Annotated in this window: 14 protein-coding genes; 6 read left to right on the top strand and 8 right to left on the bottom strand. The window is 40.2% G+C overall.

Annotated features, from left to right (window positions below; genetic code table 11):
* Window positions 1–499: 499 nt before the first annotated feature.
* Window positions 500–1,606 (bottom strand): sulfate ABC transporter substrate-binding protein, encoded by a 1,107-nt coding sequence (locus H140_RS0104540; protein WP_019672476.1) that lies wholly within the window; start codon window positions 1,604–1,606, stop codon window positions 500–502.
* A gap of 253 nt (window positions 1,607–1,859) precedes the next feature.
* On the opposite strand from H140_RS0104540, the gene H140_RS15080 reads away from it, so the two are divergent.
* Window positions 1,860–2,579, top strand: a complete 720-nt coding sequence (locus tag H140_RS15080; RefSeq protein ID WP_019672475.1) for a hypothetical protein — start codon at window positions 1,860–1,862, stop codon at window positions 2,577–2,579.
* A gap of 1 nt (window position 2,580) precedes the next feature.
* Here H140_RS15080 and H140_RS0104530 read toward each other — a convergent pair whose 3' ends face one another.
* From H140_RS0104530 to sat, 5 genes are all read right to left on the bottom strand, one after another.
* Window positions 2,581–2,994 (bottom strand): hypothetical protein, encoded by a 414-nt coding sequence (locus H140_RS0104530; RefSeq protein WP_019672474.1) that lies wholly within the window; start codon window positions 2,992–2,994, stop codon window positions 2,581–2,583.
* A gap of 103 nt (window positions 2,995–3,097) precedes the next feature.
* Complete coding sequence (gene cls, locus H140_RS0104525; protein ID WP_019672473.1) at window positions 3,098–4,564, bottom strand: cardiolipin synthase; 1,467 nt, start codon at window positions 4,562–4,564, stop codon at window positions 3,098–3,100.
* A gap of 276 nt (window positions 4,565–4,840) precedes the next feature.
* Entirely contained in the window at window positions 4,841–5,218 is a 378-nt protein-coding gene (locus tag H140_RS0104520; RefSeq protein WP_019672472.1) for a hypothetical protein, read from the bottom strand.
* Between the two features lie 534 nt (window positions 5,219–5,752).
* On the bottom strand, window positions 5,753–6,493 hold the full coding sequence (locus H140_RS0104515) for a hypothetical protein (protein WP_019672471.1): 741 nt from the start codon (window positions 6,491–6,493) through the stop codon (window positions 5,753–5,755).
* 728 nt (window positions 6,494–7,221) lie between these two features.
* Complete coding sequence (gene sat, locus H140_RS0104510) at window positions 7,222–8,481, bottom strand: sulfate adenylyltransferase (RefSeq protein ID WP_019672470.1); 1,260 nt, start codon at window positions 8,479–8,481, stop codon at window positions 7,222–7,224.
* 340 nt (window positions 8,482–8,821) lie between these two features.
* On the opposite strand from sat, the gene H140_RS0104505 reads away from it, so the two are divergent.
* The 4 genes from H140_RS0104505 to H140_RS0104490 all read left to right on the top strand — a co-directional run bounded on the left by H140_RS0104505 (window position 8,822) and on the right by H140_RS0104490 (window position 12,728).
* Complete coding sequence (locus H140_RS0104505; protein ID WP_019672469.1) at window positions 8,822–10,513, top strand: nitrite/sulfite reductase; 1,692 nt, start codon at window positions 8,822–8,824, stop codon at window positions 10,511–10,513.
* Window positions 10,506–11,102, top strand: a complete 597-nt coding sequence (locus H140_RS0104500) for a DUF934 domain-containing protein (protein WP_019672468.1) — start codon at window positions 10,506–10,508, stop codon at window positions 11,100–11,102. The genes H140_RS0104505 and H140_RS0104500 overlap by 8 nt, the downstream gene beginning before the upstream one ends.
* A 216-nt stretch (window positions 11,103–11,318) precedes the next feature.
* On the top strand, window positions 11,319–11,948 hold the full coding sequence (locus H140_RS0104495; protein ID WP_019672467.1) for a phosphoadenosine phosphosulfate reductase domain-containing protein: 630 nt from the start codon (window positions 11,319–11,321) through the stop codon (window positions 11,946–11,948).
* A gap of 480 nt (window positions 11,949–12,428) precedes the next feature.
* Window positions 12,429–12,728, top strand: a complete 300-nt coding sequence (locus H140_RS0104490; protein ID WP_019672466.1) for a helix-turn-helix domain-containing protein — start codon at window positions 12,429–12,431, stop codon at window positions 12,726–12,728.
* A 63-nt stretch (window positions 12,729–12,791) separates the two neighbouring features.
* On the opposite strand, the gene H140_RS0104485 is transcribed toward H140_RS0104490, so the two are convergent.
* The gene (locus tag H140_RS0104485) at window positions 12,792–12,971 is read right to left on the bottom strand and encodes a hypothetical protein (RefSeq protein WP_019672465.1); all 180 of its coding nucleotides are present in this window, start codon (window positions 12,969–12,971) and stop codon (window positions 12,792–12,794) included.
* A 381-nt stretch (window positions 12,972–13,352) separates the two neighbouring features.
* Between H140_RS0104485 and cysG the strand changes: the two genes are divergently transcribed.
* The gene (cysG, locus tag H140_RS0104480; protein ID WP_019672464.1) at window positions 13,353–14,825 is read left to right on the top strand and encodes a siroheme synthase CysG; all 1,473 of its coding nucleotides are present in this window, start codon (window positions 13,353–13,355) and stop codon (window positions 14,823–14,825) included.
* A gap of 126 nt (window positions 14,826–14,951) precedes the next feature.
* Here cysG and H140_RS0104475 read toward each other — a convergent pair whose 3' ends face one another.
* Complete coding sequence (locus H140_RS0104475; RefSeq protein ID WP_019672463.1) at window positions 14,952–16,121, bottom strand: methyltransferase; 1,170 nt, start codon at window positions 16,119–16,121, stop codon at window positions 14,952–14,954.
* Window positions 16,122–16,242 lie beyond the last annotated feature (121 nt).

Genomic DNA, 16,242 nt, shown 5'->3' with positions numbered 1-16,242 from the left:
AATGACCAAATAAAATGGCAAGCTAAAGTACAGGCAAAACCGAGCGCAATGACTCCTCATCTAGACTTAGCAAGACACTATGTTGAGTGGGTTGAGTGGTTCTCTGACTATTCGCTGTTCACTCACTGCTTATAAGACAACTGGTAATGCTGCTCATGCTAACAGGGCTTGCTTATTAAGTTTAATGATGATTAAAGCTATCTTAGTGAATAAAAGGAATATGCGCTGTCGCAATCATATATTTGGGGTACAAGGCAACCGAGCGTAAATACTACAAATGTGGGTTAAGCGAGGTTAACGCCGTACCTCTTTTATATGACTATATCTTTGTCAAACTCGCTAAACCTACTACTTGTAGCGTTTGCACTTGTTTTCCTCGATATCTTAATTTTCAGATTTGGTATAATAAAAAAAATGGGTTTTGTTATAAAAAAAGTAGCTAAGTACAATCACTTAACTACTTTTTTGAAGATTGAAATACAACTTACAACTAGCAAGCTTAGCTGGCGTCATTAACCGCCAACTGATCAAACACGCCACCTTCACTAAAGAAGGTATCCATAATCTCATCCCAACTGCCAAACACATCATTTGGACGGAAAGTATCAACAGGTGGTAATTTATCACTATTGGCATCTAGCACTGTTTGTACGCTAGGACGTAAATATAAGTCCGCTGCCAATTGCTGAGCAGGCTCGCTCCATAGATATTTTAAGTACTCTGTTGCAGCCTCTGTCGTACCTTTTTTATCAGTAACAGCCTTGACCACAGCGACAGGGCTTTCTGATTTAATAGAGTACTCAGGAAACACAATATCTACCTGACCCTTACCAAACTTAGTCGCTGCTAGATTAGCTTCATTTTCAAAAGTAACCAACACATCACCAATATTGCGCTGCACAAAGGTAGTGGTTGCGGCACGACCACCATTTTCATAGACTTTGACATTCTTTAACAGGTCACGGACATAAGCTTTAGTCTGATCTTCATCTTGATTAAAGGCATGTAAGCCATAGCCATAAGCACCTAAGAAGGCATAACGGCCATTTCCAGTAACTTTTGGATTAGCCAATACAATCTCTAATCCTGGTTGGGTCAGATCCTGCCAGCCCTGAATGTTCTTTGGATTGTCCTTACGCACTAAAAACACAATAGTACTAGTAAAAGGTACTGAATGATCTGGTAGCACCTCTTCCCAGTTGCTATCAACCAAGCCTTTTTCTTCAAGTAGCTCAATATCTGAGCCTTGGTTCATGGTAGCGACATCGGCTTGTAATCCATTAGCCACAGACAAAGCTTGCTTACTTGAGCCACCATGCGACTGTTTGATATTGATTGTGACCCCTGGATGCTCTGCTTGAAAATGCTCTACAAACATAGGATTGTAATCTTTATAAAAGTCACGTGCCACATCGTAAGAGACGTTTAACAATTCAATTTCTTGGGTAGCCGCTTGGCTACCACCGTCAGCACTATCAGCGCTGACCTCTTCACCTTTATTACCACAAGCAGTTAGCGCTAGGGCTAACGAAGTCATGGTGGCAATAGAAGCAAGCTTTAAGCGATGAGTGGCCTTGTGAGTACCTGCTGTCAATATATTTACCATAAGTTAGATCCTGTATTTTAAATTTAATTTGTAATCAGCCTTTCGATACAGGCAGAGGGCTTATGCTAACAGGGCTTATTTATTAAGTTTAATGATGATTAAGGCTATCTTAGTGAATAAAAGGAATATCAACAAAACTCAATCTAGGAAAACGCCAAAAAAAGCCAGTACAATAAATCAACCAAATAAGGTATGATGATAATCAATAACAGATGCAAAACACAGTTCGCTATATTTTTTAAAGGCAGTTTCAATGACAGCAACATCGCTCAAAGCAACAACCTCCAAATCTTTGTTTATCATAGCTTTATTGCCCTGCTTAACAACAGGCTGTCAGTTACAATCACAACCTAATATAGATCACCTATCTCATACCACTTCAATACATAAACAAAAGTCACCTCAATCTAAAACCAACCACAAAGCAATGGATATTAACGGATATTACGCCCGCAATTTACCTTTGAGCAGTACAGATATAAGCAATGACACAGGTATAGCCCATATTGATTCCATCAACACAAATTCTCAAATAAGGCAAGTACGTGTCCATGTTGAAACAATAAAAGATGGTAAAATTGGATGGATTAAGACACCCAGAAAAAAAATTCAGTTTCAGATCAGCAGCGATGCCACTGCTAGACAAACTACCCGCAATTTACAATCTAGAAATTCAGACTCATTAACAACACCACCTCCAAAATGTAACTATCAAGGCACCGCAATATTAATGGGACAAGATGCACTGCATGGCCTAATTTATACCCTTCCGATTAGCAGTATTAATATCAGCACCAGTCAGGCTACTACTAGACAGACAGCGGCTACTAGTCAGACAACCACTAATAGTGACGGCCTGTTATTTTTCAGATTTAAAGATGATGTACTTAGTATAGATAGCAACAACCCACAGATGCTAACCAGCTTCTGTACTGGCATGACTTCTATAAAAGGTCATTATCATAAGTTTTAATTTAAGGAATGCGTGGGTTGGTTGATTGATTGCGATAGGACTGCTGACATCCTATAAAATACTGTTTACTAAAGTCAGTTATTTCACTTTCTTTCACCTGCTGATCTACATAACGTGGCACTCGAAAGGCATCCCCTATCATCACACCCACTAAGTGATGATAATCTTCACCATAGCCCACCAATACCCGATCCGCCACTTGTAGCATCTCTTGTGCCGATAACCCTTCTTGCCTAGCCATCATCACCAATCCTGCCAGCTCTGATATCTGCTCACACAGCTCATCATGTGCTTGTGCTGGTAAGGCAGTTATCATGAATACAGCTATCCCTAGCATGACTATACGTACAGGAGCTAATAAGCGTCTAATCAATACCTTTGATAACCGATGTAATAACTGATATAACTGGTTCATTGTCTGCCTTGATGTTTGTGGTCTGCCTTGATGTTTGTGAGTAGCATATATCAGGGACTTAGCTTTATTATTTTATACTGTCTTACATTATCATTGGTTTATCTTATAGTAATGGACCTGTGGTCGCCACCACATTAACCCAAATACGATAATACAAAGGCCATTGCCTCACTTGCTGTAAAGTCACAGAATCGGAATGAGCGATATACTGGTGCTGACGTCTTTGAATCTGCGCAGTTAGCCCTTTGTCATAAAAAATCATATTATTTTCATAGTTTAAGTCAAAGCTACGTAAATCCAAATTGGTAGAGCCAACCATACTAATATGCTCATCAATCGTCAAAGTCTTGGCGTGTAATAATCCAGGCTTATACTCATAGATTTTAATACCTGCCTCAAGCATCTGACCATAATAGCTATGGCTGGTAGCGGCGACAATAAAAGAGTCGTTATTTTTTGGCAAAATAAGAGTTACTTCTACCCCACGCAGTGACACTGAGCACAGCATATTTATCAAAGTATAATCAGGTACAAAATAAGGCGTAGAAATGATTAACTTACGTCTGGCTTGACTCATCAAAGTGCTCAAAAACTGAGGAGTAGTACCTTGTCTTTGATTGGGTCCATCTGCAAAGACTTGAGCGACATAACCGTTACTATCAGCACGTTGATCATCTGAACTACTAACAGGGGTAGTAATGAAAGGAAAGCTGTCTAACTTGGTATCTGGATTTTGCATTAACCAATCGCTGGCAAACAGCATTTGGTTTTGCGCCACCACAGGTCCTTCTACTCTAATCATGATATCGACCCACGGTGCATACTTTGGTTTTACTCGAAACTCAGGATCTGCACTATTGCGGCTACCAACATAGCCTATATGTCCATCAATCACCGTAATCTTACGGTGATTGCGTAGATCTATACGGCTAAATAACAGTACTTTTATAATATTATCAATTGGTAAAGCAATACTAACTTCCACGCCAGCGTCACGCATAGATTGCCATAACTTTGACTTTATGAGCTTTCGTGAGCCAAGCCCATCTACCATTGCACGGCATTTAACTCCCCGTTGGGCTGCTCGTATCAAAGCATCAGCAACCGCTGTTCCCATGTTATCTTCTAACCAAATATAATACAGTACATGGATATGATCTGTTGCCGCATCAAAGTCAGCTATCATCTGTTGTTGGGTGTGTTGAGCATCGTCCATTAGCTCTGCTTTGTTACCTAAAGTCGTTTGAAAACCAGTCACTGACGAAGCATAAGTAAATCCTGTTTGATATTCAGGGGCAATGACTTGGCTTAACGTTGCCTTATTACCCAATACTTGTGGGAAGCTGGTTTGTAGTTTTTGTTTGATTTGGTCATGGCGATAGCTGAAGTTAATTCCTAGATGAACCTCTCCAAACATCCAGTACACCACCACACCGACATAAGGCAAGATAAACAGCACTACCAACCATGCCAATCGTGCTGGTGCGCTTAGATCATGGCGTGATAGCACTCGTAAAGAGATGACTACCCAGATAAAAAAATGGAAGTAAAACAGCACATCAAAAAACATAGATCAATCCTATTAATTATTATTAGTTGCTTCCATTATCTATCTTATTTACCATCACTAAGGCATGATTGTAAATTATGGACCAAAACCGCTGCTCATTGCCTAAACAAGTCCTTGTGTTTAAGCGTTGTTTTAAGCGTAGCTTTAAGCGTTGTGTTTAAAAAAATATCTATCAGTGAAGTTTATCAGTGCTTATACAGCTTTTATTATCGATAGTTTTTTATTATTGTCGATAGTTTACTATTGTAATGTCATTGCACGAATTAAACACACACCCTAATCAATAAGCCTGAGTAATTGAAGATTTGCGATATTAATTTGTAACTTATCTTTATACTCATTTATCTTACCATGAGCACACAAACGACTGCCAAGATGGTTTTCTATTTTGCCAAAACGTTGTTCAAATAACTGATAGTCTTTATTCCAAAGCAAGACTGTAAGATTTTGATTGGGGTATTTTTTATCTAAGTTTAAATAGTGTCGATTGGGCAAATGTTTTATTTCGACCAGATTACCACAAACCAAGGCCGATCTGCCAACATACAGTGCGGCTTTACGGGCCTCTATCACTGGCTCCTTACCGAAAGCTGTTAGGCACAGCATCATACTACCTACCGCTATCGCAGCTTGACACACCCTATAATAAGACATAACCACTCTCCATTCTTATTGTGATGTTTGTGTATTGACTGTATTTATGTGTTAACGTTTTGATTTTAAGGACTTATTACCTTGATAACTTTAGGGATTACCTTGATAACTTTAGGGATTACCTTGATAACTTTAGGGATTACCTTGATAACTTTAGGGATTATAGTCAATAATGCGTATTTTATTGTAATTTACTGGTTGAAGATTGTTAACAAACTATCTCATGTTCGACCTTATCAACCACCCTCACCATCCTCACCAGCTATTCTTATACCAAATGCACATAGGAACACGCTTGAATAAAATAAATCCAGTAAAAAAACCCTTACAGTAACAATGAAAACTGTAAAGGTCTTATATGCTAATAAAGTTTATCGACAAAAGCCATTATAAGACTAACGCACGAGTAGATATGATGGCAACTGCTAATCATTTATGAATCTGAAGGTAGAGCCAGACGCTCCATAAATAATAAACAGTCGCTTTTAAAGCCTTGAAAGCGTATTTTTGCGTAAGTCCTATATGAATAAAAACTTACTTGGTGATAAACTGCATCATCGACTTACCTTCATCAAACGCAGAAGGGGTAGCTATCTTTCCACGCAATATCTCACCAGCTTGGGTAATCTCATAACACTCACTACCACTGTAATCATAATCAAAAGATATGGCTTGCGACTTAGCCGTCATACATAACCATGCCGTACTATCTGTGGCTGTATTTAAACTCCATGCCAGCACTGTGCTACTTACCTGCTGTGCCTTATTGCTATCAGCATAAGTAATTTGCTGCGAAAAAGTGTTTGAATCTCCAACTTTAGCCTGTTTTGGTATTTTAGATAACTGCTTTGCCACCGTATAAGTCCCATCTTCTAGTAAATCCCCATGAAAAATTAAGGGGTTTAAACTATAAAAGTTCTGAATATTAGTGGTTATCACATACTCACCATCTAGGTTAAAGTCAGTCACTACCTCAGAGCTTAAGACGGACTTACCTTCAAAGATGGCAGTGCCACGTTTAAATGTTTCTAGCTCAAGCTTGATAGGCATTCCTGCATAATTACTAAACAAATCCGCATCATAATCTTCTAACAGATGAATCATTACCGACTCGACTGGATATTCAGTCACTTCTGGATCATTAGTAATTATAGACTGATTTGTTAAAGTGCTGTCGGTATTAGCTAGCTCATGTGGTGTACTGGTAGGATAACCGCTACTGACGCAAGCGGTTAAACTTAACCCTGCTAAGGTTAACAAACTCATATTTTTCATTATAACTGACTCGCCTTCACTGTTATGGTTAAGTTTTGGACTGATTTTGCAGACACATATCTCACATTCTCAGCTTATTCAAGCACTGTATCTTTCTGATACAGTTAGAACCTATCCTTATTTTGGAAATAATGATAAAAAACAGTAATAAAAAAGATAACTCTAAACTTAATATCACAGCCAAACAAGGAAAATAACGGAGTTAATATCATGATATTAACTCCGTTATCTGATGCCTTATAACAAGATTTAGCTATATTTAGTCCATTTAAATATTAATGTATCCATAAAGGACATACCCTGGTCCTGTCAAGCATAAAGTGAGATTAAGATTAAACTAAAGGTGACACTGAATTAAAGGTGACACTATATAGTAATTGTATCTATGCCACCATGTTTTTTAACCTTCGCGCTTTTTTAATTTTTTAGTTAAGGGTATCAACCGTAGATAGATACTAGTTTATCAAGAACTACTCGATTATCAATATTGTAATACCTAAAGGCTATAACAGCAAAAGCAGAGGATAGCGTACGTAGCAGGCTTGCAATAAATTGACCATATAGTCGTATAGTTGTAGGCAGTAGCCGAACAAAACCATAAAAAAAAGGTCGAGCATTAACTCAACCTTTTTATTTCCTGCGCGTTTATTACTCTACTTCTCGGTGTTTATATTTTCTATGAGCTTGTACTTTATTATGTAGCCTTTACTGCTACCGCTAGAATAAATTTACTGAGCTGAAGCACCCGTAAGCTTAATCTCAGCACGGTCCTCTTTAGCTATACCAGCATAATACCGGCGCAGTATCTGTAATACCTCTGGACGGCTAAAGTTTTCTGGAACAGGAGCATCTTCTGATAGCGCCTTACGTAACTTAGTACCCGATACTTTGACATGGTGCTCAGCATCATGAGGGCAAGTCTTAGTCGATGCCATCGCTTGACAGGCATTGCACCAAAAAGTCCAATCAATTTTTAGAGGCTTGGTTTGCATAGCATCTTTATCAATCTCATCAAATATTGCTTGTGCATCAAATGGTCCGTAATAATCCCCAACACCTGCATGATCTCGGCCAACAATCAAATGACTACACCCATAGTTTTGACGGAATAACGCATGCAATAACGCTTCACGAGGCCCAGCATAACGCATATCTAGCGGATAGCCCGCTTGAATCACTGTATCTTTTTTGAAGTAATTATCAATCAAGGTTTTAATGGCTTCTTGACGTACTTCAGCAGGGATATCGCCTGGCTTTAGCGCACCAAGTAGCGAGTGGATCATCACCCCATCACAGATTTCAATGGCAATTTTTGCTAAATACTCATGCGAGCGGTGCATAGGATTACGAGTCTGAAATGCTGCCACTGTTTGCCAGTTTTTTTCTTCAAATAAAGCACGGGTCTCGGCAGGTGTCTTGTAAATCTCAGGGTATAGCGCTGGAAACTCACCTTGACTAAATACTTTAACCGAACCCGCAACGTTTACCTCACCCTGCTCTAATACTTGCTTGACACCAGGATGTGCCTCATCTGTGGTGGTAAACACTTGTTGACACTCATGCGCCTTATCTATCGTATATGTCTCTTCAACAGTGATAACCCCCATAATTTCACCATCTTCGCTTACCAAAGCCACCTCATCACCAGCTGACAGCGTATCCGCTTGAGCTTTGCTGGTTGATAAAGTAATCGGAATTGGCCAAAACAGTCCTGCATTATCGCCAGTTTTTAAGCTCATGTCATCCACCACACCTTGCCAATCAGCCTGATTCATAAAGCCATTGAGCGGTGTAAACCCACCTATACCCAGCATAATTAAATCACCACGCTCACGTGAACTTAGGGTGATTTGTGGCAATGACTGTGCTGCTTGCAATGCGCTATCAAGCGCCTCGCCTTCTAGCAACAAGGGCTTTAACTCATCGCTGCCATGTGGTGGCACTATACTGGTTTTACCAAGGCGCTTTACGATTTTTTGTGTGGTCATAAATTTTCCCAATATATTCTAGTGTGTTGATTTTTATAGAAAAGCATTTAATTGATTAAAACAAATTTATCTCAACTTATACTGCGAAGATGTATTCAACAGATTATAAATATCAATATTATTAATCAAAATCTTCTGCTTAGGCTATTTTAAAAACTTAATGTTAGTTGCTCGTTTCTTGATTTTAACACGCCTAGACTACCCAACTTTGCTTATTCTTTTCTATGCTGTGTTTGGATATAGATATGACTATTATGAATTTATAGATTTGACAATGCATCGGTAGTATAGAGCCATGATTTTTATTCACCTGAAGGTATATTAATAAGGCATATTAACTATGTACAAATACACTCATGCGGACCAAGCCATGGTCGATGAACGGGTTGAGCAGTTTCGTGACCAAACCCGTCGTTACCTAGCCGGGGAGTTGCCCGAAGAGCAATATTTACCACTGCGACTACAAAATGGGCTATATATCCAGCGTCATGCCCCTATGCTACGTATCGCAGTACCTTATGGCTTAATGGCAAGCTATCAAGTTCGAAAGTTAGCTGAAATTACCCGCAAATATGACAGGGGCTATGGTCACTTCACTACCCGTACCAATTTACAGCTCAACTGGCCAAAGCTTGAGCAAGTGCCAGACATCTTAGAAGAATTGGCATCGGTACAGATGCATGCGATCCAAACTTCAGGAAACTGTATCCGTAATACCACTACCGACCCTTACGCCGGTGTTAACGCCAATGAAGTTGAAGATCCACGCCCTTACTGTGAGATTATCCGTCAGTGGTCAACCTTCCATCCTGAGTTTGCCTTTTTACCCCGCAAATTTAAAATTGCAGTAATAGGTAGCCCTGAAGATCGTGCTGCAACACAGGTACATGACATCGGTCTGCACCTGCTAAAAAATGAAGACGATGAGATTGGATTTGAGGTCATTGTGGGGGGTGGTCTTGGCCGTACACCTATTATTGGTAAAACTATCAATAAATTTTTACCACGAAAACATTTACTTAGCTATTTAGATGCTATTTTGCGGGTGTACAACCTTCACGGTCGTCGTGATAGTAAGGCAAAATATAAATCTCGCATCAAAATTCTTGTTGACAGCTTAGGCGCTAAAGAGTTTACCAAGCTGGTTGAAAAAGAGTGGGAAACTTATACCAAAGATGGTGACTTAACGCTAAGTGATGAAAATTTTGCAACTGCTAAAAGCTACTTTCCAGAGTTTGATTACGATAACATTGATGAGCTAGACAGCAAGTCTCAGCTAGCTAAACAATTTGCGCAAAACAAAGGCTTTGCTGACTGGTACACCCATAACACAGTAGCGCATAAAGTGGCTGGCTATCGAGCAGTATTAATGTCATTAAAAGCAGGTTTGGTAGACGGAAAATACGTGCCAGCTGGTGATATTACAGCCGATCAACTTGACACCCTAGCTGATTTAGCTGATAAGTACAGCTTTGGTGAGATTCGAAGCACACATCAACAAAATTTGGTCTTTGCAGATGTCAAACAAAGCGATCTATATGAGTTATGGCAAGCGCTACAACAGATAAATCTAGCCCGCCCTAATATAGGAACGTTGACAGATATGATTGTTTGCCCAGGCTTTGACTTATGCGCCTTGGCCAATGCAACCACTTATAATATTGCCGAGCAGATCGAAAAGCACTTTAATGATCTAGATTACCTATATGACTTAGGCGATATCCAGCTTAATATGTCAGGCTGTATGAATGCCTGCGCTCACCACCACGTCGGTGATATTGGCATCTTAGGGGTGGATAAAAAAGGCGAACATTGGTATCAAATAAGCCTAGGTGGCAGCTCAAAGTCAGACACTCGCCTAGGCAACATACTTGGTCGCTCTGTGGCTACTGATCAAGTTGCTCCAACGTTAGAAAAAATATTAAACGTATATACAGATCAACGTCATGTTGAGGGCGATACCCCTGAACCCTTTGCTGACTTCGTACAACGTGTCGGAATCAAGCCATTTAAGGAGGCGGTATATGGGTAATTATCATATCCTAGACAGTCAAGCTACTGACATTACAGCACAGGATAATTGGTACGTGATCGACACAAAGTCACTGCCTGAAAACCTAGCGATTAAAAACATTCATCTAAGCGAACTATTGCACAAAAAAGAGCGACTAGATGTGATATTACCCTTTACCGATGTGCTTAATCCACAAGACTTATTGGCTGAAACGTTGGGGTTAATCCATCGCCGTAGTAGCCGTATCGGTCTCTGGGCAAATACAGACTTGAGTACCGAACAAATAGATACGCTACTCAAGTCTCGTAGTGATGATAGCCTACCGCTACTACAACACCTAGACTTAATCATACTGTACCAACCAAGCTTTGCTGATGGGCGTAGCTTTAGCCAAGCACGACATTTACGCCAACAAGGCTATGAAGGTGAAATACGCATCGCAGGCGACTTCGGTGTAGATCAAATTGCATATCTAAAGCGTGCTGGCATCGACAGCTTTATCATTACCGCTGAAGATCTGAATGACGATGTTGTCAATGCATTTTACGCATTACCTTCCTCATATGACGGTAGTGTGGCAAACCAATTGCCAATGTTTAGAACTTAAAATCAAAACCAAGAATATACCCTAGCAACAGATAGCCAACAATTAACAAGCAGTCATACCAACCCAGCTAATTTTTTTAACCCAGCTAATTTTTTTAACCCAGCTAATTTTTTTAACCCAGCTAATTTTTTTAACCCAGCTAACTTTTTAACCCAGCTAACTTTTTAACCTAGCTAACTTTTTAACCTAGCTAAATTTTTATAGTAAGGAAGCATCATGACTATTGAAATCAACATCGATCAAGCCAACCAAGAGTTACACGGCAAAACTCCAGAACAAATCGTAGAGTGGGCGTTGGCTCAAGCCAAAAACCCAATTATCACCACCAATTTTCGTCCATACGAATCAGCGATTTTGCATCTAGTAGCTAAGCAAAAGCCAGATATCACTGTATTATGGGTGGACTCAGGATATAACACTCGTGCAACTTATGACTTTGCCAATAAGCTTATCAAAGATCTAAACTTAAATGTGGTGACTTATATTCCCAAGCAGACCAGTGCTCATCGTGATGCTACTATGAATGGTATTCCTAGTGTTAACAATCCACTTCACGCAGAGTTTACTGAACAGGTAAAACTTGAACCGTTCAAGCGTGCGCTAAGCGAGCTAAAGCCTGACGTTTGGTTTAACGCCATTCGTAAAGATCAGACTGAATTCCGTCAAGGTCTTGATGTACTTAGTCAGTCAAAAGATGGTGTCTTAAAAGTTGCGCCTTTGTTCTACAAAACGGATGCTGACTTAGATGTTTATTTAGAAGAAAACGATTTGCCAAATGAGTTTGATTACTTTGATCCAACTAAAGTTGAAGAAAACCGTGAGTGTGGACTGCATACTCAGCTTTAGTTTTCAGCTTAGATATAATCTAAAAATCTAGTAACACCCCTGGTTTAACGCTTTAACTGAGCTATAAAACTAGGGGTTTTTACTATCTTAATTAAGTACCACCTAAAATAATTACAATATATAACCGTATACCCCACTCTCAACTTAAAATGCAGGCTGTGGTTTATGCAAGATTCAACTCCCTTCCTTTTCCAAAGGAAGGGCTGGGGATGGATTTTCGGTAAATATCTCTAAAATCCCCCTAAATCCCCCTTTAAAAAGGGGGACTTCCATCCTTGTCGATATTTTGTAATAAATAAGCGATACAGATACTGTCAATAAACCAATTATTGATGTTGCCAACTATTCTTGTTGAGATTGACGTAACCGTATTGTTATATATTAACTTATAGATAATCATTTAATACTGCTACTACTTGCTGAAAACATCCATAGTTTATACAACTATAAACGTTATTTAGCAGAATCAAGGAAATAACAATGACAAAATTTACTAGCTTAGACGACTTCATGGCGGATTTGCCAGCAGAACGTCAAGAGCGCATCAATGCTAAAGCAAAAATAATAAGTCAGTCTATTGAACTGGCTAAATTACGTCAAAGCTACCATCTTAAACAGGCTGAACTGGCTAAAAAGATGGGCGTGTCTCAAGCCAGTATCTCAAAAGTTGAAAGTGGTAAAGATATTCAACTATCTACTTTACAAAAATACGTACAATCATTAGGTGGCGAGGTATCTATTACAGCAAAAATGCCTGATGGTGAAATCACTTTAATGTAAACATTTATAGCTTGTTTTGAATAAACTGACTTGTTTTGACTAATCTTGTTTTGACTAATATTGTTACTTTCTCCCCCGTCTCGGTGATGCAAACAAATCCGCCTGACCATGCTTACGCACATATTCACGCATAAAAGCTCGTACAGCTTGTGAAGCCGTGGTGTCCTGATTGGCACAGGCGTGCTTAAACGAAGTTAGCAAATTTTCTTCTACTTTTGCGGTAAATAATTTGTCTTTGCCCATAAAGTTTTCCTTTATCCTTAACGCCACTTACTAACTTAAGATTTGCTAATAACTTACTGCTAAATAGCAATTATTTTTTAATTTAAACGGGTAATAAAAGGCAACCAATTACTGGTATATACTGAGTATTTACCAATTATATATCTACTATATATAAACTTTCAACACCTTAATACACTTACCTTTCAAGCATATGAATGTATCCATTCACTGCATTTAACAACTTAATATAACAGCTAATAATGCCTTCTAAAGTCTAAAACGCAGACTTAATATAACAGCTTATGAATATTAAGAATTTAGTAATAACGAAGTCTTTAGTGATAGTAAGCCATAAATACGACATAATGTCAGCATATTCTAAGAGTAAGTTTTTGAGTTATGAACACCTTTCCCCTATTTTTTAAATTTACCAACCAACCTGTATTAATTGTGGGTGGTGGCGAAGTTGCTCAACGTAAAGCGGATTTATTATCACGAACTGGCGCTAACATTACTATTGTAGCGCCGCAAATAAGTGATAGCATCCGTCACTTGCTTTCTGATAGCAAGCACACGCTTATTGCTGAACAATATGACAAGCAGTATCTAGCAGGCAAGCGTATTGTCATCGCTGGTACCGATGATGAAATGCTGAACCATCAAGTACATGCTGATTGCCAAGCATTAAACATACCTGTAAACGTGGTGGATACTCCGCCCCTATGTGACTTTATCTTTCCCGCTATTGTCGATAGAAGCCCCATTGTCATTGGTATTTCTTCAAATGGTAAAGCGCCCGTGCTGGCTCGCCTAACTCGTGCTCGTTTAGAGGCCTTAATTCCGCAAGGTTATGGCAAATTAGCCAAGCTTGCTGGTGATATGCGCGATGAAGTAAAATCCAAAATTCCGACTTTAACAGGCAGACGCCAGTTTTGGGAAAAAGCGTTTGAAGGCAAGGTAAGCGAGCTTATGTTCGCAGGACGTGAGTCAGAGGCTGAGCAAGCACTTAAACAAGATTTAGAAGCTACCCATAACCGACTTAGCAACTTGGATGCTGCTAAAAGCGCAGAGTCTAATAAACTTGGCAACGTAGGGGAAGTTTATATTGTTGGCGCAGGTCCTGGCGATCCCGAATTACTGACGTTTAAAGCACTGCGCTTAATGCAGCAAGCCGATATCGTTTATTATGATGCGTTGGTATCCGCTGAGGTGCTTGATTTATGCCGACGTGATGCCGACAAAGTATTCGTTGGCAAGAAAAGAAGCAATCATGCGGTAGCACAGCAAAATATCAATCAGATGATGATTGACGCTGCCAATACCGGTAAACGTGTGGTTCGTCTTAAAGGCGGAGACCCTTTTGTGTTTGGTCGTGGTGGTGAAGAAATACAAGCCCTGCGAGCCGCCAATATCCCCTATCAAGTGGTACCAGGTATTACCGCTGCTGGTGCCGCTGCATGTTATACAGGCATCCCACTCACCCATAGAGATTATGCACAGTCGGTAAGATTCGTCACTGGCTTCTTAAAATCTGGTGAGCCTAATACTGGTTTTGCAGCCTTGACCAATCCCAAAGAGACCCTTGTATTTTATATGGGGCTGCATTCACTTGGACGCTTGACAGCAGGCTTGATTGAGGCAGGTCGAGATCCAAATACCCCTATCGCAATTGTGTCTCATGCCAGCCTACCAACCCAGCAGACGATGACAGGAAGCTTACAAGATATTGCTAAAAAACATGAGGACAGTCCCTTGCCAACACCTGCACTTCTTATCGTGGGTGACGTTGCCAAATTGCATGATGAACTGGCTTGGTATGGCGAACCTATCATCAACAGTGGTCAGCAGGCGCATGCGCTAACTATGGTATAAACCATAATAATAAAAACACCCTTTTATATGTATAAGGGTGTTTTTATTGTTCTCAAATAGTCATTCTCAGGCTATTTTCAAAACTCTATGCTATTATTTTTTTAATAAGCTTCATTGTATCCAATATTACTGTAAACACCACAACGATGTGACTTCTGCCTGACGTGCGACATATAGCGGATCAGTGGCATCTTGACTTTTACCATGCGTTGGCTTCGTATCCAGCCTATATTGAACCGCTAGACCAGCCTCATCAAACCAACTTAGCAACTGCTCACGAGACCTAAGGTTTAAATGCTCTGCCAAATCAGACATAATCAACCAAATCACACCCCCCTCTGCCAAATATTGTTTTGCCTGAGCCAAAAAGCCCCGCAGCATGGCACTATTGGCATCATATACCCCATACTCTAAAGGAGAGCTTGGCTTTGCAGGCAGCCAAGGCGGATTACAGACGATTAGATCGGCAAGTGGTGCATCCTTAGGAAACAAATCCACCTGTTGCAACTGGATATTTGACAAAGCTAAGCGCTGAAAGTTGTCTTGCGCACATGCCAGCGCTCGTGGGTTTAGATCGGTGGCAATAATTTTAACAAATCCACGCTTAGCAAGTATCACAGACAACAGTCCTGTCCCCGTTCCAATGTCTAAGGCTAAATCATGGCGCTCAGGCAATGGCGCATCAAGCAGCAATTGAACATATTCCTGACGAGTCGGCGCAAATACGCTGTAATGCGGATAAATAGACACACCCAAAGCATTTATAGGTACTCCCTTTTTGCGCCACTGCGCCGCACTTATCGCCCCTTGCAAATCACGAAACGACAAAACACACGGCTCATCTATCTCGCCAAAGGCAGCAGTACAGACAGCGCTCACATCGGGTGCGCGGCGAAGATTAAGCTCAAAATTAGCTTCAAACTGTAACAGCAAACGACTTAACAGACGTGTGCGTTGTGCTTGTGCCAGACGATTTTGATGAAATAGGTTGGGTAAGACTTGTTGTGGTTCAGAGTTATTATCTAATTTGGCTTTTACTTTACTAAGCTTTCGCTTTTCAGCTTTGTCTATACGCCTAGTTATGGCTTGCAGTAACTGCTTGGCATTATGAAAATCACCACGCCATAACATAGACGTGCCAGCGTTAGCCAAGCGGTAGGCTTCATTGGCAGTGGTCGTATCATCGACAATCACGATACGCTTAGGCACCTCATAACCACTTTGTGACAACCACCGTGCCTGCTGCTCAGCCCCATCTTCTTGCCACTGTACATACTGCTTTGTTGTTTGGAACACCTGCTCTATCCTTTTTTATTTACAACTACTTTTGATTCTTAACTCGCTAATAAGTTGCTATCATACACGAAAGTCCATCAGCCTGTGCTACTAGCATGCAGCACTATGTCCGCCCTTCATC

Origin of the sequence: Psychrobacter lutiphocae DSM 21542 (assembly GCF_000382145.1) — a bacterium.
GTDB lineage: Bacteria > Pseudomonadota > Gammaproteobacteria > Pseudomonadales > Moraxellaceae > Psychrobacter > Psychrobacter lutiphocae.
Note: the sequence above shows the minus strand (reverse complement) of the source record. Positions and strands in the feature narration are given on the sequence as shown.